23 protein-coding genes are annotated in these 21,171 nt (G+C 61.5%); 6 read left to right on the top strand and 17 right to left on the bottom strand.

What is annotated here, in order from left to right; genetic code table 11:
- Positions 1-3 precede the first annotated feature (3 nt).
- From C9383_RS26365 to C9383_RS26400, 8 genes are read right to left on the bottom strand one after another with little or no spacing between them, the layout of a single operon-like run.
- Positions 4-960, bottom strand: a complete 957-nt coding sequence (locus tag C9383_RS26365) for a metal ABC transporter substrate-binding protein (protein ID WP_090365865.1) — start codon at positions 958-960, stop codon at positions 4-6.
- Entirely contained in the window at positions 960-1,859 is a 900-nt protein-coding gene (locus tag C9383_RS26370) for a metal ABC transporter permease (protein WP_090365864.1), read from the bottom strand. Before C9383_RS26370 ends, C9383_RS26365 begins: the two co-directional genes overlap by 1 nt.
- Entirely contained in the window at positions 1,856-2,602 is a 747-nt protein-coding gene (locus tag C9383_RS26375; RefSeq protein WP_090365862.1) for a metal ABC transporter ATP-binding protein, read from the bottom strand. The genes C9383_RS26370 and C9383_RS26375 overlap by 4 nt, the downstream gene beginning before the upstream one ends.
- Complete coding sequence (locus tag C9383_RS26380; protein ID WP_090365861.1) at positions 2,599-3,519, bottom strand: metal ABC transporter substrate-binding protein; 921 nt, start codon at positions 3,517-3,519, stop codon at positions 2,599-2,601. The genes C9383_RS26375 and C9383_RS26380 overlap by 4 nt, the downstream gene beginning before the upstream one ends.
- Before the next feature lie 19 nt (positions 3,520-3,538).
- Positions 3,539-4,099, bottom strand: a complete 561-nt coding sequence (locus C9383_RS26385; RefSeq protein ID WP_090365859.1) for a DUF6162 family protein — start codon at positions 4,097-4,099, stop codon at positions 3,539-3,541.
- Positions 4,096-4,419 (bottom strand): hypothetical protein, encoded by a 324-nt coding sequence (locus C9383_RS26390; RefSeq protein WP_090365857.1) that lies wholly within the window; start codon positions 4,417-4,419, stop codon positions 4,096-4,098. Before C9383_RS26390 ends, C9383_RS26385 begins: the two co-directional genes overlap by 4 nt.
- Complete coding sequence (locus C9383_RS26395; RefSeq protein ID WP_090365856.1) at positions 4,416-4,952, bottom strand: thiamine pyrophosphate-binding protein; 537 nt, start codon at positions 4,950-4,952, stop codon at positions 4,416-4,418. Before C9383_RS26395 ends, C9383_RS26390 begins: the two co-directional genes overlap by 4 nt.
- Positions 4,952-6,151, bottom strand: coding sequence for a PepSY-associated TM helix domain-containing protein (locus C9383_RS26400; RefSeq protein ID WP_090365854.1), 1,200 nt, complete (start codon positions 6,149-6,151; stop codon positions 4,952-4,954). Before C9383_RS26400 ends, C9383_RS26395 begins: the two co-directional genes overlap by 1 nt.
- Before the next feature lie 274 nt (positions 6,152-6,425).
- Between C9383_RS26400 and leuC the strand changes: the two genes are divergently transcribed.
- Both leuC and leuD read left to right on the top strand, forming a co-directional pair.
- Positions 6,426-7,844: a 3-isopropylmalate dehydratase large subunit gene (gene leuC / locus C9383_RS26405; RefSeq protein ID WP_090365852.1), complete on the top strand. Its 1,419-nt coding sequence runs from the start codon at positions 6,426-6,428 to the stop codon at positions 7,842-7,844.
- Positions 7,841-8,455 (top strand): 3-isopropylmalate dehydratase small subunit, encoded by a 615-nt coding sequence (gene leuD / locus C9383_RS26410; protein ID WP_090365851.1) that lies wholly within the window; start codon positions 7,841-7,843, stop codon positions 8,453-8,455. The genes leuC and leuD overlap by 4 nt, the downstream gene beginning before the upstream one ends.
- 47 nt (positions 8,456-8,502) lie before the next feature.
- On the opposite strand, the gene C9383_RS26415 is transcribed toward leuD, so the two are convergent.
- The 5 genes from C9383_RS26415 to soxR all read right to left on the bottom strand — a co-directional run bounded on the left by C9383_RS26415 (position 8,503) and on the right by soxR (position 12,882).
- Positions 8,503-9,417 carry a LysR substrate-binding domain-containing protein gene (locus C9383_RS26415; RefSeq protein ID WP_211322908.1) on the bottom strand — a complete coding sequence of 305 codons (915 nt, stop codon included), beginning with the start codon at positions 9,415-9,417 and terminating at the stop codon, positions 8,503-8,505.
- A 42-nt stretch (positions 9,418-9,459) separates the two neighbouring features.
- Positions 9,460-10,764 (bottom strand): dicarboxylate/amino acid:cation symporter, encoded by a 1,305-nt coding sequence (locus tag C9383_RS26420; RefSeq protein ID WP_090365848.1) that lies wholly within the window; start codon positions 10,762-10,764, stop codon positions 9,460-9,462.
- 85 nt (positions 10,765-10,849) lie between these two features.
- Positions 10,850-11,725 (bottom strand): alpha/beta fold hydrolase, encoded by an 876-nt coding sequence (locus tag C9383_RS26425; RefSeq protein ID WP_090365846.1) that lies wholly within the window; start codon positions 11,723-11,725, stop codon positions 10,850-10,852.
- Positions 11,726-11,849: 124 nt separating this feature from the next.
- Entirely contained in the window at positions 11,850-12,311 is a 462-nt protein-coding gene (locus C9383_RS26430) for a VOC family protein (RefSeq protein ID WP_060756989.1), read from the bottom strand.
- Between the two features lie 127 nt (positions 12,312-12,438).
- On the bottom strand, positions 12,439-12,882 hold the full coding sequence (gene soxR / locus C9383_RS26435; RefSeq protein WP_060756990.1) for a redox-sensitive transcriptional activator SoxR: 444 nt from the start codon (positions 12,880-12,882) through the stop codon (positions 12,439-12,441).
- A gap of 100 nt (positions 12,883-12,982) precedes the next feature.
- Between soxR and C9383_RS26440 the strand changes: the two genes are divergently transcribed.
- On the top strand, positions 12,983-13,348 hold the full coding sequence (locus C9383_RS26440; protein WP_060756991.1) for an antibiotic biosynthesis monooxygenase: 366 nt from the start codon (positions 12,983-12,985) through the stop codon (positions 13,346-13,348).
- Here C9383_RS26440 and C9383_RS26445 read toward each other — a convergent pair.
- Positions 13,337-14,440: a sigma-54 interaction domain-containing protein gene (locus C9383_RS26445; protein WP_060756992.1), complete on the bottom strand. Its 1,104-nt coding sequence runs from the start codon at positions 14,438-14,440 to the stop codon at positions 13,337-13,339. The two genes, C9383_RS26440 and C9383_RS26445, sit on opposite strands and share 12 nt — an antisense overlap.
- Positions 14,441-14,451: 11 nt before the next feature.
- Positions 14,452-15,639 carry an acyl-CoA dehydrogenase family protein gene (locus tag C9383_RS26450; protein ID WP_090365844.1) on the bottom strand — a complete coding sequence of 396 codons (1,188 nt, stop codon included), beginning with the start codon at positions 15,637-15,639 and terminating at the stop codon, positions 14,452-14,454.
- 287 nt (positions 15,640-15,926) lie between these two features.
- Here C9383_RS26450 and C9383_RS26455 point away from each other — a divergent pair, with 287 nt between their 5' ends.
- The 3 genes from C9383_RS26455 (at position 15,927) to C9383_RS26465 (ending at position 19,435) form a co-directional block, all read left to right on the top strand.
- Positions 15,927-16,196 carry a hypothetical protein gene (locus C9383_RS26455; RefSeq protein ID WP_060756994.1) on the top strand — a complete coding sequence of 90 codons (270 nt, stop codon included), beginning with the start codon at positions 15,927-15,929 and terminating at the stop codon, positions 16,194-16,196.
- Between the two features lie 232 nt (positions 16,197-16,428).
- Positions 16,429-17,589, top strand: a complete 1,161-nt coding sequence (locus tag C9383_RS26460) for a cysteine desulfurase family protein (protein ID WP_090365843.1) — start codon at positions 16,429-16,431, stop codon at positions 17,587-17,589.
- Positions 17,590-17,626: 37 nt separating this feature from the next.
- Positions 17,627-19,435, top strand: coding sequence for an aminopeptidase P family protein (locus tag C9383_RS26465; RefSeq protein WP_090365842.1), 1,809 nt, complete (start codon positions 17,627-17,629; stop codon positions 19,433-19,435).
- A gap of 58 nt (positions 19,436-19,493) precedes the next feature.
- On the opposite strand, the gene C9383_RS26470 is transcribed toward C9383_RS26465, so the two are convergent.
- Both C9383_RS26470 and rhtA read right to left on the bottom strand, forming a co-directional pair.
- Positions 19,494-19,775, bottom strand: a complete 282-nt coding sequence (locus C9383_RS26470) for a hypothetical protein (RefSeq protein WP_060756997.1) — start codon at positions 19,773-19,775, stop codon at positions 19,494-19,496.
- A gap of 165 nt (positions 19,776-19,940) precedes the next feature.
- The gene (gene rhtA / locus C9383_RS26475; RefSeq protein ID WP_090365840.1) at positions 19,941-20,828 is read right to left on the bottom strand and encodes a threonine/homoserine exporter RhtA; all 888 of its coding nucleotides are present in this window, start codon (positions 20,826-20,828) and stop codon (positions 19,941-19,943) included.
- Positions 20,829-21,171 lie beyond the last annotated feature (343 nt).

Genomic DNA, 21,171 nt, shown 5'->3' on the forward strand with positions numbered 1-21,171 from the left:
TTGCTAGGGTGCAAGTGCCTTGATCACTTGATCCACATTGCCTTCCAGCTCAGTCACCGGGTCCGCCCCGTCGACCTTCAATACCAGCAATTGCGCACCCCCTGCCGTCACGGCTGTTTGTACGGCTTCGCTCGGCTGACGGTGATGCAGTACCACCGCCACATCGTTGCCCTTCAAGTCGGCAGTGAGTTGCTGCAATGCCTCGGGTGTCCACTCTGCATCAGGCCGTGCATCGGTGTTGAGCACTTCCAGGTTCAGGCTGCTGACCAGGTAGCCGAAATGATCACTCAAGCTGGCCACGCTCAAGTTATCCGCCTTGGCCAATCTGGCCTCGCTGTCGGCGGTGAGCCTGAGCAGGCGCTGCTTGAGGGCGGCGAGGTTGGCGTCGATGGTCGGCTTGGCGGCCGGTGCCAGGCGGCTCAGGTCGGCGGCCATCACGTCGGCCATGCGTCCCATATTGTTGCTCGATTGCCACGGCTGGCTGTTCAGGCCATCGGTAGCGCCTGGCTGTAGGGCAATGCCTGGCAAACCACCGTCCACCGGGCGTGCAGCGTCCACTTCGACGATACGGATATTGCTGCGTCGCGCCACGGGGTAGAGCGGATCATCCGCCCACAGTGAGCGCAAGCCGATGGCAGCGTCGGCGTCCTGCGCCAGGGCATTCAAAGCCTGCGCGCCGCGACCGGTGAAATACGCCACTTGTCGCGAGCCCGGCAGGTTGGCCGGGGCGGCTCGCTCGAGTGTCACGTCGGTACCTTTGAGCAGCACCTCGGCCAAACCGTAGGTGATCGGCAGTGAGGCCAGGACTTTGACCGGCGTCTGGGGTTGGGTCAGGGCGGCATGGCCGAGGCCCTGGTTGACCTTGAAGTGACTGGGGTCGAAACCGTCGACGGCGGCCATTGCCGAGGTGCTCAGCAAACAAGCAATGGCCAGGCTCAGCGGGCGAAAGGCAGGGTGCATTATCCAAGATTCCCTTTGAGGCTGGGCACTGTGCCGCGCGCGATGGCGGCAAAGGCAAAGGCGATGCCGGCCGTCAGAATGATCGCGGCACCGGACGGGATGGGCAGGTCGAAGATGATCGGCAACAGGATGCCGCACAGGGTGCTCACCGTGGCGATCGCCACCGAGACCCAGAAGAACCCTTTGAGCGACTGGCTCAGCAGGCGCGCCGCTGCGGCCGGAATTACCAACAGCGCGCCCACCAGGATCGCGCCGATGACCTTGACCGCCGCTACGGTGATCAGCGTGACCAGGATCACGAACAGATAATCCAGGGTCTTCACCGCCACCCCGCGTACCGCCGCCAGCTGCGGGTTGAAGCTGGCCAGCATGATGCGGTTGTACAACGGCAAGGCCAGGGCCATGACCAGTGCGCCGACGACTGCCAGCACCAGCAGATCATTGCCATTGACGGTCAGCACCGAGCCGAACAGTACGTTCTCCAGAATGTGCACGTTGATCTTGCCCGCCAGGATCAGCAGCAGGCTCGCACCCAACGCCAGCGACACCGAGAGAAACACCCCGATCAAGGTATCCGGCGCGAGGCCCGTGCGGTTGCGCAGGTAGTTGAGCAGGATGCCGAACAGCAGGCAGTAGCCGAACAGCGCGCCATAAGGGCCGGTGTAGGGCTCACCGAGCAGGATGCCCACGGCCACGCCGGTCAGCGCGGCGTGGCCGACGGCTTCGGAGAAAAACGCAAAGCGTTTGACCACCACCAGCGTGCCCAGGCCGCCCAGCACCGGGCCAATGAGCAAACCGGCGAGCAGCGCGTTGACCACAAAACCGTAGGCCAGTGCCTCCGGAAGATAGCCGGAAGAGGCCCAGCCCTGGACCATCAAGCGAAAGGCTTCATAACTCATGGCACCGGGCTCCGCGGGTGGGTGGAGAACAGGCTCAACAGGCGCTCCGGGGTCAGCGCCTCCTTGGGCGTGGCATCAAACAGCACCCGACGGTTGAGGCCGGTGACGCGGTCGGCCAGGCGGCTCACGGCTTGCAGGTCATGTTCGATCCATAACACGGTGAGGCCGCTCAGGCGCCAGTCGTTGAGCAGGCGTTCGAACACCTGGATACCGGCTTCATCAAGGGCTGACATCGGCTCGTCCAGAACCAGCAGTTGCGGTGCCGGGATCAGCCCCTGGGCCAGCAGTACCCGTTGGCGCTCACCACCGGAGAGTGCGCCCATGCGTCGTTTGCGTTTGTCCTGCATGCCCACCCGCTCCAGCGCTTCGCCTATCGCGCCGGCGTAATGCCTGGACAGGCCGAGAAATGCCGGGCGCCGCTGGCACATGGCAGCCATGAAATCATCGACGGTCATCGGCAAGCCCCGGTCGAACTCCAGGGCCTGGGGCACATAGCCGATGGTGCCGGGCGTGTTCGGCCAGTGCAGACGCAATTGGCCCTGGTGCGGGGTTTGCCCCAGCAGGGTCTTGATCAACGAACTTTTGCCACCGCCGTTGGGGCCGACCAACGCATGAATGCTGCCGGGCTGGACCTGGAAGCTCACGCCGTCAAGAATCGTCGTGCGGCCCAGGGTCAACGACACCTTGTCGAAGTCGAGGGTCGGGCCGATGCTGGCCACTTTCAGAGGTTGCGCCGCCGTCATGCGCCCGACTCCTGAATGGCGCGCACCACGGTGTCGAGGTTGCGGGCCATTTCCACTTCGTACTTTTCAGGCGTGTATTCGCCATAAGAGATATGCGACAGCGGGTACAGCTTGACCCCGGACTCGCGCTGGATGGTCTCGACGTAGGTGGACGGGAAATCCATCTCCGAGAAGATCACTTTCACGTCCAGGGCGCGCAGTTCATCGATGGTTTTTTTCAACTGGCTGGGACTGGGCTCGATGCCGTGGGCCGGTTCGACCACGGCGGTGACCTCCAGGCCGAATTCGCGCAACAGGTAGTCATAGGCTGCGTGCACCGTAGCCACGCGCAGGTCCGGGTTGGGCGCGCGGGTCAGCTTGGCCAGGGCGTCGGCGCGCATCTGGCGCAGGCGTTTGCCGTAGGCACGGGCGTTCTGGGTGTAGGTCTTGGCGTTGTCCGGGTCGAGTTTGCCCAGTTCGCGGGCGATGTTGTTGACCTGGGCAATCGAGGCGCTGATGGACAAGAAGGTGTGCGGGTTGACCACCTTGCCGGCGCCACGGGCCGCGTTACCGGTGGCGGCCAGCAACGGCACGTTGGCGTTGGCCTCGATCACTGGGATGTCCGGGCGCTCGCTGGTGGCGATCATGCGGTCGGCAAAATCGTCATGGCCGACGCCGTTGAGCACGATCACGTCCAGAGTGCCGATGCGCTTGATGTCTTCGGCGCGTGGCTCGTAGGCGTGCGGGTTGAAACCGGCGGGGATCAATGGCACCACGTCGGCCTTGTCGCCGACGATGTTGGTCACGTAGCTGTAATAAGGGTGCAGGGTGATCCCGATGCGCAGGCGTTTAGCCGCCTCGGCGTTGGCGAGCGGGGCGAGCACCAGGCTGCACAGGCCAACCAGCAACAGGCGTAACAGGCGCGATGAAATAGACATGGGTAATCGGTCTTCTCGTTCAGTGACGGTGCTGGCGGGTCACGCCGGCATCGAATTGCGTGACCACCTGCTGCCAACCGGCGGCAATCAGGGCCGGGTCGGTGAGGTCGGAAGGGGCGGCGAGATCGGCTCGGCGGTTGATCCACACATCCGGTTCGGAACCGTGCACACGCATCAGCAATGAGCCGCTGGTGCCGGGCACCTGGCTCAAGCCCAGGTAGGCGGCCGGCTCAAGCAATTGCCAGCGATGGCCGCCCCGGCTTACTGAGCTGGCGTCCTGGGCGAACGGCGCAAAACCTTCTTCGGCCAGTTGTTCGGGCGTCGGGAGGGCGTTCTGCTTTTGTTGCAGCAGCTGGATTTCATCAAGGGTGACCCGCAGGTCGGCGTAGATGCCTTGTTCGGCGGGGCTCAGGTCACGACGGGCATCCAGCTGATGGCTGGGCACCGCGGCCACCTCCTGGGTCTGGCCATGCAGGGACACCACGCTGCCGGCCACTGCCAGGATGACCAGGCACAGCAGCAACACGTAGAGGGTTTCGTGGCCGGCCCCGGCGGGGCGTACAACCTGTGTGGTACTCATTGTGGCTGGATGTCCGCTTGGTCGATTTCGACGACATGGCCGGGGCCGGCGTCAAACAGCACGTAGAATTCGGCGGAAGGCTTCTTGAAGGTCAGGGTCGAGTCCTGGCCGAGCTTGCCGGGCAGCAGGATGGTTTCGTCGTAGCCGATCACATCCAGGGTTACGCCCGGCGCGCCGCTGCCGTCGGAAAAACCGCCTGTGCACTGGATCTGCTCGTCGGGGATTTCCTTGCATTCGCACATCGGGTTGTGGGCTAGCGCCACGCTACTGAAACCGGCGCAAAGCAATAGCACTGCGCGGGAGAAGCGCCTCAACATCATGGTTTGACTCCTTGCTTGTTCAGCCAGGCAATGGTGGCAGGCGAGGCCTGGCTCAGCGGGATGGAACCCTGGTGCATGCTGCCGTCCCAGCCTTCCATGGTGACCCACAGTTCGGCATCGACGGGCGTGCGTTCCGGCACCGGCAACAGCGCGCCCATGCGGTACGGCGTACCGAAGAAGATCACCCCGGCGGCCCGGAGGCTGCGCGGTTTGCCGATGCGCAGGTAGGTGGCCTTGACCTGTTCGGTGCACGTGGCGCACAGGGCTGCGTTGAAGAATTTCATCGGGCCGGCCGGGTCCGGGCGTGGGCCTTCGTTGCGAAATTCGGCGAGGGTCAGGCTCCAGGGGCCGACCTGCACTTCCCCGGCCACTCGCTCGCCGATACCGCTGTCTCCACGAAACAGGGCAGCCTCGGAAAAGTAGCGAGGCATGAACCCCAGCGGTATCAGGATCAGCAGCACATTCAGATAGAAGCGCCACTTCAGCCAGAAGGCCCGCAGTGGCGAAGGGGCAGCCGCGACGACTTTGCTCATCAGTGACCCTCCGTGGTTTCAGCTTGCAGCACCGGGATAGGCGCCGATTTCCGTGGGGCCTTGGCTTCGCGCTTGAGTGCATGGAGCGTGGCCAGGGCGGTGCGTTTGGTCCAGATCAGCAGGCCGCTCAAGACCATCATGCTCAGCACCAGGCCGAAGAATGCCCAGATCAGTTTGATCCACAGGCCGCCGAAGTCGCCGGTGTGCAGCGGGCGCATGGACTCGGTGACGAACTCCAGCGGGGTACGGTCGGACAGCAGGTGCGAGACGCCGATTTCACCGTTGTACGGGTTCAGTTGCGCGGTCTGGAACATCAACGGGTACCAGCCGCGCCCGCCGATCTGCAGATGGCTATAGGCATTGCCCGGCAGGAACACGAAGGTGGCGTCCAGCCCCGGGATGCGCTCGCCGGCAATCTTGATCGCGTCGTCCAGGGCGATCCTCGGTGCCGGCGCGCCTGGGGCCGACAGCGGCACTTTCTCCCGGGCGATCACCGGCACGATGGGTTCGCTGGAGATGGAAATCTGGTTGTCGCCCAGGATCGCCTGGATCAGGAACCAGGTGCCGGTGATGGAAATGACCGCGATGAACCAGATCGACCAGATCCCGCTCAGGCGGTGGAAATCGCCCCAGAAGATCCGGGCGCCGTGGCGGATGCGCAGGGTCGGCCTGAAAAAGCCCTTCCAGAAACGCTTGTACACCACCAGCCCGGTGACCAGCGAGGCCAGCAACGGCAGGCCGAGCAGCGACACCAGGTACCAGCCCCAGCTGTAACCGTTGGTGAACGGCACCAGCCACCAGCCGTGCAGGGCACGGGTGAACTGCTTGAAGTCGAACGCCGGGCTGATGCCCTGGATCACCCCGGAGTACGGGTTGACGTAGGCCTCTACCGAGCGCCCATCGGGGTAGGTGAGATTGACGCTCAGGGCGAAGTGCGATTCATCCGGGCGGATGATCGATTGCACGATGACTTGGGGGTCGGCCTGTTTGATCGCGGCGATCACCTGGTCAAAGCTCAGCAGTGGTGCATCCTCCGACGGTTTGCTCGCACGGATATCCGGGTTGGCGAGCCAGACGATTTCCTGGCTGACCACTGCCAGGGTACCGGTGACGCAGACGATCAGTACAAAGAACCAGATGGGCAATGCCAGCCAGCTGTGGACGAGAAACCAGAGTTTTGAGCGCGACTTCTTCGACATGTGAATGCGGGTCTTGATCGGAGCGGGCGATGGAGGCCCGGAAAAGGCCGGTCGTAGCTTTTGCTGACGCGACGGGCTGTATCTAAGTTAAGACGAATGAGAATGGGAAATCCCTAAGCGGAAAATGAAAGAAAATGTTTCTGGTTCAAATCGCTTGTGTATTTCAAGGCCGAATCGAACACGAAACATGTTCCCAGCTATCACCCGGCTGCCATTGATGGCGCCGGGGCGCTGCGTAGGATGGGCGCACACCGTTGAGTGAGCCCCAGGAAAAATGACTGCCAGAACCCTCTACGACAAACACATCGATGCCCATACCGTGTGTGCCCTGGATGATCAGGGCCATGTCCTGCTGTATATCGACCGCCAGGTGATCAACGAATACACCAGCCCCCAGGCGTTCAGCGGCTTGCGCGAGGCCGGGCGCAACGTATGGCGCCCAGGCACGGCACTGGCAGTGGTCGACCATGTGAACCCGACCACGCCCCAGCGTATCGCGGCGATGCCGGATGCGGGCGGCGCCCGGCAAGTCTCTTACCTGGCGCAAAACTGCCGGGACTTCGGCATCGAGTTGCTGGATATCCTCGACAAGCGCCAGGGTATCGAACACGTCATTGCGCCGGAGCAGGGCTTCATCTTGCCGGGCATGGTGATTGCCGCCGGCGACAGCCACACCACCACCTATGGCGCGCTGGGCGCGTTCGGCTTCGGGATCGGCACCTCGGAAATCGAGCACCTGCTGGCCTCGCAGACGCTGGTTTATAAACGCCTGAAAAGCCTGCGCGTCACCGTCGATGGTGCGTTAGCCAGCGGCCTGACTTCCAAGGACGTGATCATGGCGCTGATCGGCCAGATCGGCGCATCCGGCGCTACCGGTTATGCCATCGAGTTCCGCGGCTCCACGATTGATGCCTTGAGCGTCGAAGCGCGCATGACCATCTGCAACATGGCGGTGGAGGCGGGGGCGCGTGGCGCGTTCATGGCGCCGGATGAAAAAGTCTTCGCCTATCTCAAAGACAAGCCTCGCGCGCCGAAGGGCGAATTATGGGAGCAGGCCCTGGTGAGCTGGCGCCAACTGCATTCGGACGCCGACGCGGTGTTCGATCAGGAAGTGCACTTGGATGCCGGCGCGCTGGAGCCCATGGTCACCTGGGGCACCAGCCCCGACCAGGCCGCGCCCATCGGTGCGCGCGTACCCGACCCGCAAGACGTCGACGACCCGATCCTGCGCCAGGACATGCATCGCGCCCTCAACTACATGGGCCTGCAAGCCGGTATGCCGTTGAGCGATATCGTGATCAGCCATGCGTTTATCGGCTCCTGCACCAACGCCCGTATTGAAGACCTGCGCGACGCTGCCAGCGTGGTGCGCGGCAAACAGGTGGCCGCGCACGTGCGGGCGATGATCGTGCCCGGTTCCACCGAGGTCCGCGACCAGGCCGAGGCCGAAGGGCTGGCGGCGATCTTTATCGCGGCAGGTTTCGAGTGGCGTCAGTCAGGCTGCTCAATGTGCCTGGCCATGAATGACGACGTGCTGGCCCCCGGCGACCGCTGCGCCTCCAGCACCAACCGCAATTTCGAAGGCCGCCAGGGAGCCGGTGCACGCACCCATCTGATGAGCCCGGCGATGGTCGCCGCCGCCGCGATCACCGGCCGCCTTACCGATATACGTGACTTTGGAGACCGCCTATGAGCCTGCAACCCTTTACCTTGGTCACCGGCAAGGCCGCGCCCATGCTGGCGGCCAATATCGACACGGATGTGATCATGCCCAAGCAGTTTCTCAAAGGCATTGACCGCAGCGGCCTGGACCGTGGGCTGTTTTTCGATTTGCGCTTTCTGGCGTCCGGCGAACCCAACCCCGCGTTTGTGCTCAACCAACCGGCCTGGCAGGGTGCGAGTTTTATGGTCGTAGGGCCGAACTTCGGCTGTGGTTCCAGCCGTGAGCACGCCGTATGGGGCCTCAAGCAGATGGGCATTCGTGCGCTCATCGGCAGCAGCTTTGCCGGGATTTTCTATGACAACTGCCAACGCAACGGGGTGTTGCTGATTACCCTGGAAGACGCGGTACTGCACAAGCTCGGGCAAACCGTCAGCCAGCCCGACCAGACGCAGATCAGCATCAACCTGCAGACCCAACAGATCGGCCTGGCGGACGGCCAGGTGATCCCGTTCCAGATCGACACCCTGCGCAAGAACGCGCTGCTACTAGGGCTGGATGCAATCGGCAGTACGTTGCAACGCAGTGATGAGATCCAGGCGTTCGAACGCCGGCACCTCGCGGCCTACCCCTGGCTCAACTGACCGGTCGCAGTTCAAATGGTGGGAGGGTTTACAGGGCCGGAGTAGGGCTAAATAGACAGCCCTTTGAAATGCTCCTGTAAAAACTCCACGCATGCCCTTAGCTTTCCGGAGTGCGCCAACCGTGTCGGGTACACCGCCCACACGTTGGCGCTTTGGGTGTAGCTGTGCAGCACCTGCACCAGCTTGCCTTGCTCCAGCAACGGCTTCACATCCCACATCGAGCGCAGCAGCACCCCGCGACCATCCAATGCCCACTGCATCACGATTTCGCCGTTGTTGGAGGACAGCGGCCCGCGTACGCGCACGCTTTCCTGGCTGCCGTCGCGCTCCAGGTTCCAGAGACCGAACGGGTTGTCGCGTTCCTTGAGGACCAGGCAGTCGTGTTGCTCCAGCTCACTCAAGTGTTGCGGCGTACCTCGGCGTTTCAAGTACGCGGGCGCGGCGCAGAGTATGCGGCGGTTGCTGACCAGCCGCCGGCCGATGTGCTGGCCGGGAATGTCATCGCCGACACGGATCTCCAGGTCGAAGCCTTCGCTGACGATATCCACCACGCGGTCGAACACGTCCAGGCGCACCTCCAGGTCAGGGTACTGCTCGGCCAGCAACGACAGGGCGGGGGCCACATGGTTGCGACCAAAGCCGAAACTGCTGCACAAGTGCAGGTGGCCTCTGGGGCTGTCATGGGCGTCCGAAAGCTCGTCGGACAGTTGCTGGAAATCTTCGAGAATACGCACGGCCCAGCGTTGCACCCGCTCACCGTCCTCGGTCAGCGCGATGCGGCGGCTGGTGCGGTGCAGCAGGCGGGTGGCGAGGGTGGTCTCGAGGATCTGGATGCGCTTGCTGACATACGCCGGCGACAACCCCAGCTCATCGGCGGCGGCGGCAAAGCCGGCCTTGCGGATCACGGTCAGGAACACCCGCAGGTCTTCGGGTAGGGGCACGGTATCTTTCTTATGAGTCATCAGAAACAGACCTGGCGGCATGAGCCGCCAGAATAGCACCGCTTACTCAGCGGAGATTTTTGCCTGTGCCACAGCCCGCGCATGGCGACCCTGCTTGAGGGCAATCGGCGCCATCTTCTCGCGATCCAGCTCACCTTCCCAGGCCGCCACCACCAGGGCAGCGACTGCGTTGCCGATGATATTGGTCAGCGAACGGCATTCGGCCATGAAGCGGTCGACGCCGAGGATCAGCACCATCGCCGCCACGGGGACGGTCGGCACCACCGCCAGGCTTGCCGCCAGTGCCACAAAGCCTGCGCCCACCACCGCACCAGCGCCCTTGGACGTCAACATGGCGACCGCGAGCAGGGTCAACTGTTGTTCCAGCGGCAGGTGAATGTTGGTGGCCTGCGCCAGAAACAGCACGGCCAGGGTCATATAGATGTTGGTACCGTCCAGGTTGAAGGTATAGCCGGTCGGCACCACGATACCCACCACGCCCTTGGACGCGCCCAGGCTTTCGAGCTTTTGGATCAGTTGCGGCAATGCCGACTCCGAAGAGCTGGTCCCCAGCACGATCAGCAATTCCGACTTGATATAGCCCAACAGTTTGAAAATGCTGAACCCGGCATAGCGGGCGATGCTGCCCAGCACCACGGCCACGAAGAAAAACGCGGTGACATAGAACGTGCCCACCAGCTTCAGCAGCGGTAGCAGCGAACCCACACCGTATTTGCCGATGGTAAAGGCAATCGCGCCGAAGGCACCGATAGGCGCGACGCGGCTGATGATCCCCACGATGCGGAAAAACACTTCGCTGGCCTGATTGATCACGCCAACCAGGGGCCGGGCCTTTTCGCCGACCATCACCAGGCCGATGCCGAACAGCACCGAAACGAACAGCACGGGCAGGATTTCCCCTTTGGAGAACGCGTCGAAGAACGTCGTGGGGATCACCTGCAGCAGAAAGCCGGTGATGCCTTCGCCATGTTCAGCCTGGCCGACAAACCCTGCGATCGCCGAGCTGTCGAGGGTCTTGACATCAATGTTGAAGCCCTCGCCTGGGTGCAACAGGTGCGCGGCCAGGATACCGATCAACAGGGCGACGGTGGACACGAGCTCGAAGTACAGCAACGCCTTGCCACCGACCCGGCCCACTTGCTTCACGTCGTGCATGCTAGTGATGCCACTGACCACGGTGCAGAAGATGATCGGGCCGATGATCATCTTGATCAGCTTGATAAACCCGTCGCCCAGCGGCTTGAGGTCGATACCGATCTGCGGCCGTACATGACCGATCAGCACGCCCAGCGCGATAGCGATGAGCACTTGCACATATAGGGTTCCCAGCAGTTTTCTGATTGTCATTGTTGTTATCTCGCGGGTCTTTTTTGAGGCAAGCAGACCCCGTCGCCGGCGTTTGCGCGCCGGCGCGGGGAAGCGGATCAGGGCTTCAGCGAAGGAAGGTCAGGACTTCGTCCAGTAACAATTCAGGCACTTCCTCGGCAAGGTAATGGCCGGCCGGCAGCGCCTTGCCGCGCACATCGGTGGCGACTTGCTGCCATTCCTTGAGTGGCTCGAAACAGCGGCCGACCGTGCCTTCGGCGCCCCACAACACCAGCAACGGCAGGTTCAGCTGGTTGCCGGCGTCGATGTCGGCCTGGTCGTGCGCAAGGTCGATACCGGCAGAGGCGCGGTAGTCCTCGCAGATACCGGTGGCGCTGCCAGGCAGGCTCAGGCAACGCAGGTATTCGGCAAAGGCTGCATCGGTGAAGGGTTTGAGCCCGGCGCTGCGGCTGCCCATTACGCTGCGCAGGTACAGTTCGGGGTTGCTCTCGATCAGGGCCTCCGGCAGCGGCGCCGGGCGGATCAAGAAGAACCAGTGCCAGTAGGCACGGGCAAAGGCTTCATCGGTTTGTGCGTACATCGACAGGGTCGGCGCGATATCCAGCAGCACCATGCGCTGCACGCTCCGGGGATGGTCCAGCGCCAGGCGATGGGCGACGCGCGCGCCACGGTCGTGGGCCAGTACCGAAAAGGCGTCGAAGCCCAGGGCCCGCATCAGCTCGACGCTGTCCCGGGCCATTTCCCGTTTCGAATAGTTCGTGTGCAGCGCATTGGCCGGCGGTTTGCTGCTGTCACCATAACCGCGCAGGTCGGCGGCCACTACGGTGAAGTGCGCGGCCAGTTGTTCGGCGACTTTGTGCCAGATGACGTGGGTTTGCGGGTGCCCGTGCAGCAGGAGCAGGCCGGGACCGCTACCGCCTTTGCGGTAACTGATGCTGACGCCGTTGACGTGGCACTGGTCTTTTTGGAATCCGGCGAACATGGAATGACTCCTTGTGATGATTGCCTGCATCCTGGAATCACATGGCGCTCGGGGCAAGGAGGAAAGCGTGGAGGGGGTGTTCATGAAGTGTGATGCAGGAGCGAGCACGCTCGCTCCTGCAGGCTCAGCCTTGCTTGAACATCGCTTCGGCGCGTTGGCGGATCTGCGCTTCGGTCAGGTCTTCTTTGTGGGTGGCCAGAAACCAGACATGCCCGAACGGGTCTCTCAGCGTGCCGGTACGGTCGCCATAAAACTGGTCTTTGGGGTCGGAGACGGCAATACCACCCGCGGCGATGGCTTGTTGGTACTGCGCGTCGACATCGGCCACATATAAATGCAGGCCGACGCTGGTGTGGCCGTCGCGAGGACTGCCGAACGGACCTTCATCGCAAGGCGAGCCAAGCATGATGGGCGAGTCGCCTATGCGCAGTTCAGCATGGCCCACTCTGCCATCGGGCATATCCAGGCGCATGACTTGGGTGGCGTTGAATGCCTTCTTGTAAAACTCAATGGCTTCGGCGGCTTGTTCGACGCCCAAGTAGGGCGTGAGGCTGTGGAAACCCTCGGGAATCGGTTTAACGCTCATTTCGTTCTCCTTTGGTGGGGGGCAGGGAGGTACGACTTTTTCACTATAGGCCACGCCGACCGTGGCCTGCGAGCAACCGACGAGATGCGGGACTGGCGAGTGTGAGCGGGCGATTACACGCTCCCGGCTAAGGGCTAGGCTCCAGCAATTGGGCGCCTGGGCCGCATTCACCAAGCTTGTCGCCCTGATTGCGCAGCGGGCATGCCTCCAGCGACAGACACCCGCAGCCGATACAGCCGCTGAGTTTGTCCCGCAGCAACGTCAGCTTGTTGATGCGCTCATCCAGGTCTTCCCGCCACAGCGCCGACAAGCGTTGCCAATCCTGCGCCGTGGGCGTGCGTCCATCAGGCAGGGTTTGCAGGGCTTGGCCAATCGTCGCCAGCGGAATGCCCAGGCGTTGGGCGATCTTGATCACCACCACCCGCCGCAGCACATCCCGGGGGTAGCGCCGTTGGTTGCCGGCATTGCGGTTGCTCTTGATCAGCCCCTTGCTCTCGTAGAAGTGCAAGGCCGTGACGGCCACGCCACTGCGGGCGGCCAGCTGGCCGACGGTGAGTTCCTTGTTGAGCATGAAAATCTCCGAATTCGCGCTTGACCTTGACTTAACTAGAGGTTTTACCCTGCACGGCATCGAATCGCAAGATTCTGCTTACAAAGGAAGGGGAGTGTTCATGCAGGTATCAGAGAAAAATCGCAGCTTCACTCAGTTGATCGAGTTCCAGATCGAGCCCCAGCAACAATTTGCCTTGGTGGCGGCCTTGTCTACCCAGAGCGAGCGTCTGGCCCAGCGCCATGCCGGCTTTATCAATGCGAGTGTGCAAGTCAGCGACGATGGCCGGCGAGTGCTCAATTACCTGCAATGGCGCTCGCGTGAGGATGGCGAGGCGGCGTTCAAATGCTTCGAGCACGGCGAAGAAGATTTCTGGACGTTGATCCGCGCTCATCAGGCCACGGCCGTGACCTTCGGTTCGTTCCAGGTGCTGCGCAGCTTCGAGCGCAGCCATGACAACGCTCTGCACTGCCGTTTAAATGGATAAATGCAGCATCCGCTCGCCCTGCACGGTTTCCCCCGGGCGGCGTTTGTTCACTGCCAGTTCGCCGATCTTGATCAGGCGTGTGCGCGTGACATTGCGGCTCAGGCCCAGCAGATTGGCGGTGTGCACCTGGTTGTAATGGCTGAAACGGTAGGCGGCGCGCAGCAGTGCGTCTTCGACCTTTTCATGCAGTGCGCCGGCCTGTTCCTCGAAAAGTTTTTGGAAGGCGCGCTCCAATAGCGCCTGGGCACTGTTGTCGGTGGCCTGCTGGCTATCGTCCTGGCGCTCGATGCGCAGGTTCGACAGGCGCAAATCGTCACGTTCGATCACGCCGTTACGGCAGATCAACAGCGTGTGGTGTATGACGTTTTCCAGTTCGCGAATATTGCCCGGCCAGCTGTAGCTCTTGAGTTTGTGCTCGGCCTCGCGGCTGATGGTGATCGGGCCGTAGCCCAGGCGTTGGCTGTAGGTTTCGATGAAATGCCGGGTCAGCGCCAGGATATCGCCGGGGCGCTCGCGCAACGGGCTGAGTTCCAGGCTGACCACATCGAGACGGTAGTAGAGATCTTCGCGGAAATGCCCGGCATTGATGGCCTTTTCCAGTTGCACATTGGTCGCGGCGAGTACGCGCACATCAATTGGAATGCTCTTGCGCGAGCCCAGGCGCACGACTTCGCGTTCTTGCAGGACGCGCAACAGCTTGACCTGGATCGCCATCGGCAAGTCGCCGATTTCATCGAGGAACAAGGTGCCCCCATCGGCCTCTTCGAACCAGCCGGCCTTGGCGCTGAGGGCCCCGGTAAACGCGCCTTTTTCATGGCCGAACAGTTCGGCTTCCACCAGGGATTCGGAGAACGCCCCGCAATTGACCGCCACGAACGGCCGGTTGCGCCGTGCACTGAGGTTATGGATATGCCGCGCCACCAGCTCTTTACCGGTGCCGGTCTCGCCGATGATCAGTACGCTGGCTTCACTGGGAGCCACTTGCCTGATGTGATCGAGCAGCGCCTGTGACTTGGGGTCTTCGAAGACCTGGGCCGTGGCGCGGATCGAGGTCGCGAGGGCGGGTGAGGGCGGTAGGGTCAGAAGCTGCATGGGCACCTCTCTCAGGAATAGAACGTCGGAATCGGCAGGGACTGATTCAAAGCCCAGTCCCCCAGTTCGTGGAGCTTGTAGTCCAGCGGGTCGTGCAGGGATTGTGTGCGCAGGTTGCGCCAGTGGCGGTCCAGGCGCAGCGAGGCGTGGGTTGACCGCGCGCCGGTGACTTCGAACAGGCGGCTGCACAGGTCCAGGCCCTGGCGAGTGGCGGCGACCTTGGCGGTGGCAATCGCAATCGCCAATTGCCCGCGCTCGTGTTCGCTCAGATGGGGCCCCTTGGCCCAGGCTTGGTCGAGCAACCCGGCAGCGCGCTCCACCAGCAGGCGTATACCTTCCAGGGCCACCCAGAAGTCGCCGTAGTGATGCAGCACGTAAGGATCCTGGCGCACGTCGTCGGCCGTGGATTTATGCCACGAGCGGGTTTCGGTGAGGGTGTAATGACGGGCTTCTGCAAAGGCACCTTCGGCAATGCCCAGGAACATATGGGTGAAGGTCAGCTGGGCGATCAACGGGCGCAGGCAGGCAAAGGGTGTGCTCAGTGGCCCAGGGTCGAGCAGCAGCTCCGACTCTTCGACGCGCACCCGCTCGAAGCTCACGCTGCCGCTGTCGGTTTGGCGCTGGCCGATATTGTTCCAGTCATTATGCAAAGTGATGCCGCTGCGTCCGCTGGGGATGGCGGCAATCAGCAGCTTGCCTCCGGCGCTTTCATCCACCGCCGAGGCAATCAGCATTTCGGAGTCGCTGGCGCCGGAGCAGAAACTTTTCTTACCGGAGAATTCGCGCCAGCCGCCGAAATTCTTGACCAGCGTGCGGGTGTCCAGGGGGTTGAGGGCATTGCCCCAGAACCAGCTTTTGCGCGCGGTCTGTTCGAACCAGGGTTGCCATTGCTCGGGTCGGGCAAACAGGCGCACGGTGGCGAGCATTAAATGATGAAAGCCGAAGACATGGGCGATGGAACTGTCGACCTTGGCGAATTCGCGTACGACCTCCAGGGTTTCACTCCAGCGTGCGCCGAGGCCACCGTACTGGGTGGGAATGCTTAGCGCGAGCAAGCCGCTCTGACGCAAAGCGTCACGTTCGGTCTTGGGCGTGCCACCGCGTTCGTCACGCTCAACGGCGGTAAGGGCGAATTCGGCGGCCAGCAACTGTGCGGTCTGCAAGGGGGAGGGCAGGACACTTTGGGAGTTGGCTGTCACACGGTATTCCTCAAAATGAAACTGGGGGTTTCGTTAAACGGCTGTTGTTTGGGCAACAGTTGCGTGGCGAACAGTGTGGTGACGCCCGGAGCCATTTATAGAGGGTCTTTGTTATTCCGTAAATGAACGTATTTCCATATTTATAGATCTAAATAGAATATTTGGTGGTGGCTATCGAAGGTGTCTGAATAGCTGATAGCGACTATCAAGGGCGGTGATTTTTAACCGTGCGAGGGCGGGAGTAGCCTGTGTTCATCGACTTGAAACCTCTTCCCAGGACCTTCGCCATGAACCGTTTTCTCGCTGTTTGCTTGTTGATTGTCAGCTCCGTGCTCGCCGGATGCGCAACCCACCCTTCGCCCGAACTACGCCCCTACACCGCCGAAGAAACCAAGGAATTGGCCTTGGAAGCACTGAGCCGTCGCGGCCTGTCGTTTGACGAATATCAACAGCAACGGGCCGCGCTGACTGCCCAGCCACAGAAGCCCTTTGGCTTTGATCGCCAGGGCGAAATGAACGCCGAGCGCAGCGTGACGTTGCAAGGTCGTCCCAGTTGAGCCCGCGCTCAATGGCGAAAAGCCCGAGGTTCCCACAAGGAATCTCGGGCTTTTTGTTTTCCATGACGTCACTTGCGCCTGTTAAGCTGGATTTCAGGAGCGTTCCTACGCACATTTGCCTACAGTGATCTTCTTTCAATGGCATACGATCGGTTAAACCTGACGACCTCTGTTCCCATCGATGCCCCTGAGACGTTGTTCTCGGGAATACGCTCTGCGAGTCTTTAACGTCATGAATAAACGTCCGTTGTATTTCGACTACGCCGCCACCACGCCGGTGGATGAGCGAGTCATCCAGGTGATGGTCGAGTGCCTGGGCTTCCATGCCAATTTCGGCAACCCGGCGTCCAGTTCCCATGCGTTCGGCCAGGCGGCCCGGCAAACGGTTGAACAGGCGCGTCGCCAAGTGGCCGATCTGGTCGGTGCCGGTCCTGAGCAGATCGTCTGGACCTCCGGCGCCACCGAATCCAACAACCTCGCGATCAAGGGCGTCGCCCAGGCGCGCGGCGTGTCGGGTGGGCATATCATCACCAGCCAGATCGAGCACAAGGCCACGCTGGACACTGCGCGGCAGTTGCAGGAAGCCGGGGTGGCCGTGACCTACCTGGTGCCGGACGCCGAAGGTTTGATCAGCGCCGATGCAGTGAGTGAAGCGTTGCGCGAGGACACCTTCCTGGTATCGCTGATGCTGGTGAACAATGAACTGGGCACCTTGAACGACATCCCTGCCATTGGCGCGCGCGTGCGTGAACACGGCGCGCTGTTGCATGTGGATGCGGCGCAGGGGGCCGGCAAGGTCGCCATCGACCTGGCTGAATGGCCGGTGGACCTGATGTCGTTTTCCGCGCACAAGCTGTACGGCCCCAAGGGCATCGGCGCGCTGTATGTCGGCCCGCGTGCGCAGCAGAAAGTGTTGGCGCAGATTCACGGCGGTGGTCACGAGGGCGGCTTGCGCTCCGGCACCCTGGCGACCCACCAGATCGCGGGGATGGGGGCGGCGTTCGCCTTGGCTGCGCAGTCCTTTGTCGAAGAGAAAGCGATGATTGCCGCGTTGCGTCAGCGTCTGCTCGACCAATTGGAACCGATTGCCGGCGTGCGCCTCAATGGCAGCCCGACGCAGCGCATTCCCCATACACTCAGCCTGACCTTTGCTGAAGGGGAGTTCAACTCGAGCGCATTGAGCGCAGGCATTGCCTTTTCGGCGACCTCGGCCTGCAATTCGGCCAGCAATGCGCCGTCTCACGTGCTTCTGGCCCTGGGTCATGATGCTCGCAGCGCCGCACGTACCATCCGCCTGAGCCTGGGTCGGTTCACCACCGAGCAGGATATCGATGCAGCCGTGCAACTGATCAAGGCAGCCCTGGCCAGTGCACCCGCGTTTTGGGCCGTTTGATTCACATAACAATTATGAGTGGTTAGCAGGAGACACAATGAGTACGCAGCCTTTGACCCATGGAACGGTTCCCCAGCGCCTGGCGCATACCCGCGAACTGATGAGCCGCGAGGGCATTCATGCCTTGCTGGTGCCGTCGGCTGACCCGCACCTGTCCGAATACTTGCCGGGTTACTGGCAAGGACGCCAATGGTTGTCCGGTTTCCATGGCTCTGTGGGGACATTGATTGTCACGGCGGATTTTGCCGGTGTGTGGGCCGACAGCCGTTATTGGGAGCAAGCGACCAAGGAGCTCAAGGGCAGCGGCATTGAACTGGTGAAGTTGCAGCCAGGCCAACCCGGCCCATTGGAATGGCTGGCCGAGCAAACCCCGGAAGGCGGTGTGGTGGCGGTGGATGGCGCGGTCATGGCGGTGGCCTCGGCGCGTAGCCTGAGCGCCAAGCTGGCAGAACGTGGAGCGCGGCTGCGTACGGACATCGACCTTCTGAACGAGGTCTGGAAAGACCGTCCGGCACTGCCGAACCAGCCGGTCTACCCGCACCTGCCGCCGCAAGCCACCGTCAGCCGTGGCGAAAAACTCGCGGCACTTCGCGCCAGCTTGAAAGAGAAGGGCGCCGACTGGCATTTCATCGCCACCCTGGATGACATCGCCTGGTTGTTCAACCTGCGCGGTGGCGATGTGTCGTTCAACCCGGTGTTTGTATCCTTTGCCTTGATCAGCCAGGTGCAGGCCACATTGTTTGTGGCCCTGAACAAAGTGGATGGCGAACTGCGCGCGGTATTGGCGCAGGATGGCGTGACGTTGCGTGACTACAGCGAAGTCGCACATGCACTGCGTGACGTGCCAGCGGGGGCAAGCCTGCACATTGATCCGGCGCGCGTGACCGCCGGTTTGCTGGAGAACCTCGATGCCGGCGTCAAGCTGGTTGAGGGGCTGAACCCGACCACCTTGGCCAAGTCTCGCAAGAGCCTGGCCGACGCGGAGCATATCCGCCGGGCCATGGAACAGGATGGTGCGGCACTGTGCGAATTCTTCGCCTGGCTGGACAGTGCACTGGGTCGCGAACGCATTACCGAACTGACCATTGACGAACACCTGACCGCCGCGCGTACCCGCCGTCCCGATTACGTATCGCTGAGTTTCAACACTATCGCGGCGTTCAACGCCAACGGTGCCATGCCCCATTACCACGCGACCGAAGAAGAGCATGCGGTGATTGAAGGTGACGGCCTGCTACTGATCGATTCGGGCGGCCAGTATCTGGGTGGCACCACGGACATCACACGGATGGTGCCGATCGGTACGCCGAGTGACGAGCAGAAACGCGATTGCACGCGCGTGCTCAAGGGGGTGATCGCCTTGTCCCGGGCGCATTTCCCCAAGGGCATTCTGTCGCCACTGCTGGACGCCATCGCACGTGCGCCGATCTGGGCCGAAGGTGTGGACTACGGTCACGGCACAGGTCATGGCGTAGGGTATTTCCTGAATGTGCATGAAGGCCCGCAGGTGATCGCCTACCAAGCCGCCACTGCACCGCAAACGGCGATGCAGCCAGGCATGATTACTTCAATCGAACCGGGCACTTATCGCCCAGGTCGTTGGGGCGTGCGTATCGAGAATCTGGTGTTGAACCGTGAGGCGGGCAAGACGGAGTTTGGTGAGTTCCTCAAGTTTGAAACCCTGACCTTATGCCCGATCGACACCCGTTGCCTGATACCGTCGCTGCTGACGGCGGACGAGCGGGAGTGGTTCAACGCTTACCACGCCGAGGTGCGTGATCGCTTGAGCCCGCTGCTCAGTGGTGCCGCTTTGGAGTGGTTGCGGGTACGTACAGCTGCGATTTGATCGGTCGCAGCTCGGGGTGCAGGACTAAAGCGTCGGCGACTCTAGTCGCCGAACGGCGCTACTTGCAGATCACAATCATGCTACGGCTGGTATAACCGGCCGGGTTTATCCCGAAGGGGTAATCTCCTGGTTCCTCGGCGTTGTCACCGGATTTTGCGATGATCCGATAGCCCTTGGCGCCGCATGAATTGGTTGCACTGGTGTAGCACTGGTCCCAGGAGGAGGACAGGCCGGAACAGTTGATATGCAGCCCTTTTTTGCCCCGTTTCACTTCTGTCTTGGTGGTCGCGGCACAGCCAGCTATGCCCACGATCATTAACAGTATCAAAATTCGTTTCATTCCTATCCTTATAGCCGCTTCGCAAAAGGCTCGATGCAGGCTTTATTCGCTCTCGATTGTAGCGTTCAGGCTGTCCTTGTCGAAATTCTCCATAAGTGACATTTGTTTGCTGGCTAAACATGGCCTAAATGAGGGGTAATTGCCAGAGCTACCTTTTCATGCGGATCAATCGGCTGGCACCAAAGGTTTGGCTTCGTTGCGCATTGTCAAAGTGGCGCCTACGGAAGCCAGAATGATGCAGGTGATTGCAAGCCATTGCGCCAGGGACAGATGTTCATGCAGGAAAAACAGGCCGGAAAGTGCACCGAAAGCGGGTTCGATGCTCATCAGAGTGCCGAAGGTGCGGGCGGGCAGGCGAGTGAGCGCGACCATTTCCAAGGTGTAGGGCAGAGCGGTGGATAGAATGGCGACACCGATGGCGACAGGAATCAACGCTGGCGTGAGTAACGCGGTGCCTGCATGGACAATGCCGATCGGTGCGACGAACAATGCGGCAATCATGACCCCGAGGGCTGCGGTCTGGACGCCATTGTCGTTACCCGCCTTCTGGCCAAACAGAATGTACAGCGCCCAGCAAATCCCGGCGCCGAGTGCGTAGGCTGCGCCGGTCAGGTCGATGCCGCTGCTGGCCTCATTCGTTGGGATCAATAAGAGAAGGCCGGTGATCGCAAGGCCGATCCATAGGAAGTCCACTGCTCGGCGGGATGCATAGATGGCGACAGCGAGCGGTCCGGTAAATTCCAGTGCCACTGCAATACCCAACGGGACAGTGCGCAAGGACATATAGAAGAGGAAGTTCATGCCGCCTAACGCCATCCCGTAGATGACGACAGTGCGCAGGGACTTGGCCGTCAGCTTGGCGCGCCATGGGCGTAGTAGAAGCAACATGATCACACTGGCGAAAATCAGGCGCAGGGTGGTGGTGCCTTGCGCGCCGACGACAGGGAACATGCTTTTTGCCAAGGAGGCACCGGACTGGATGGAAGCCATGGCGATCAACAGCAGGCCGACAGGAAACAATGTCGAGGCCAGGCTGCGGTGTGAGGTGGTCATTGGGGTACGTCCGGGCGGTAGGTAGGCGGAAGGCGCTATGATGCTTAACTGTTTGTCGTTGGGCAATATATTGCTCAGTTTTGCGTGATGCTCTCACTTATATAGAGGGAAATGGGGATTTCAAACTATTTGATAGTCAATTCAAATTAAGTGTTGACGGCGAATTGTATCTGTCTATAATTCGCCCCACTTCCGGCGCAGTCGAAACTGAAAACTCCTTGATAAACAAGAAGTTAAGAAGATTCAGGCAGCGACTCGCTTCAGTTCATCGAAGCCCAGAAGGAGTTGGTAGGGCGGTGTTGTTTGGCTCTATCAACGGTTCGATCTTCTCGGTCGAAAGCGG

It is taken from the genome of Pseudomonas palleroniana (genome assembly GCF_003031675.1).
Classification (GTDB): Bacteria; Pseudomonadota; Gammaproteobacteria; order Pseudomonadales; family Pseudomonadaceae; genus Aquipseudomonas; species Aquipseudomonas palleroniana.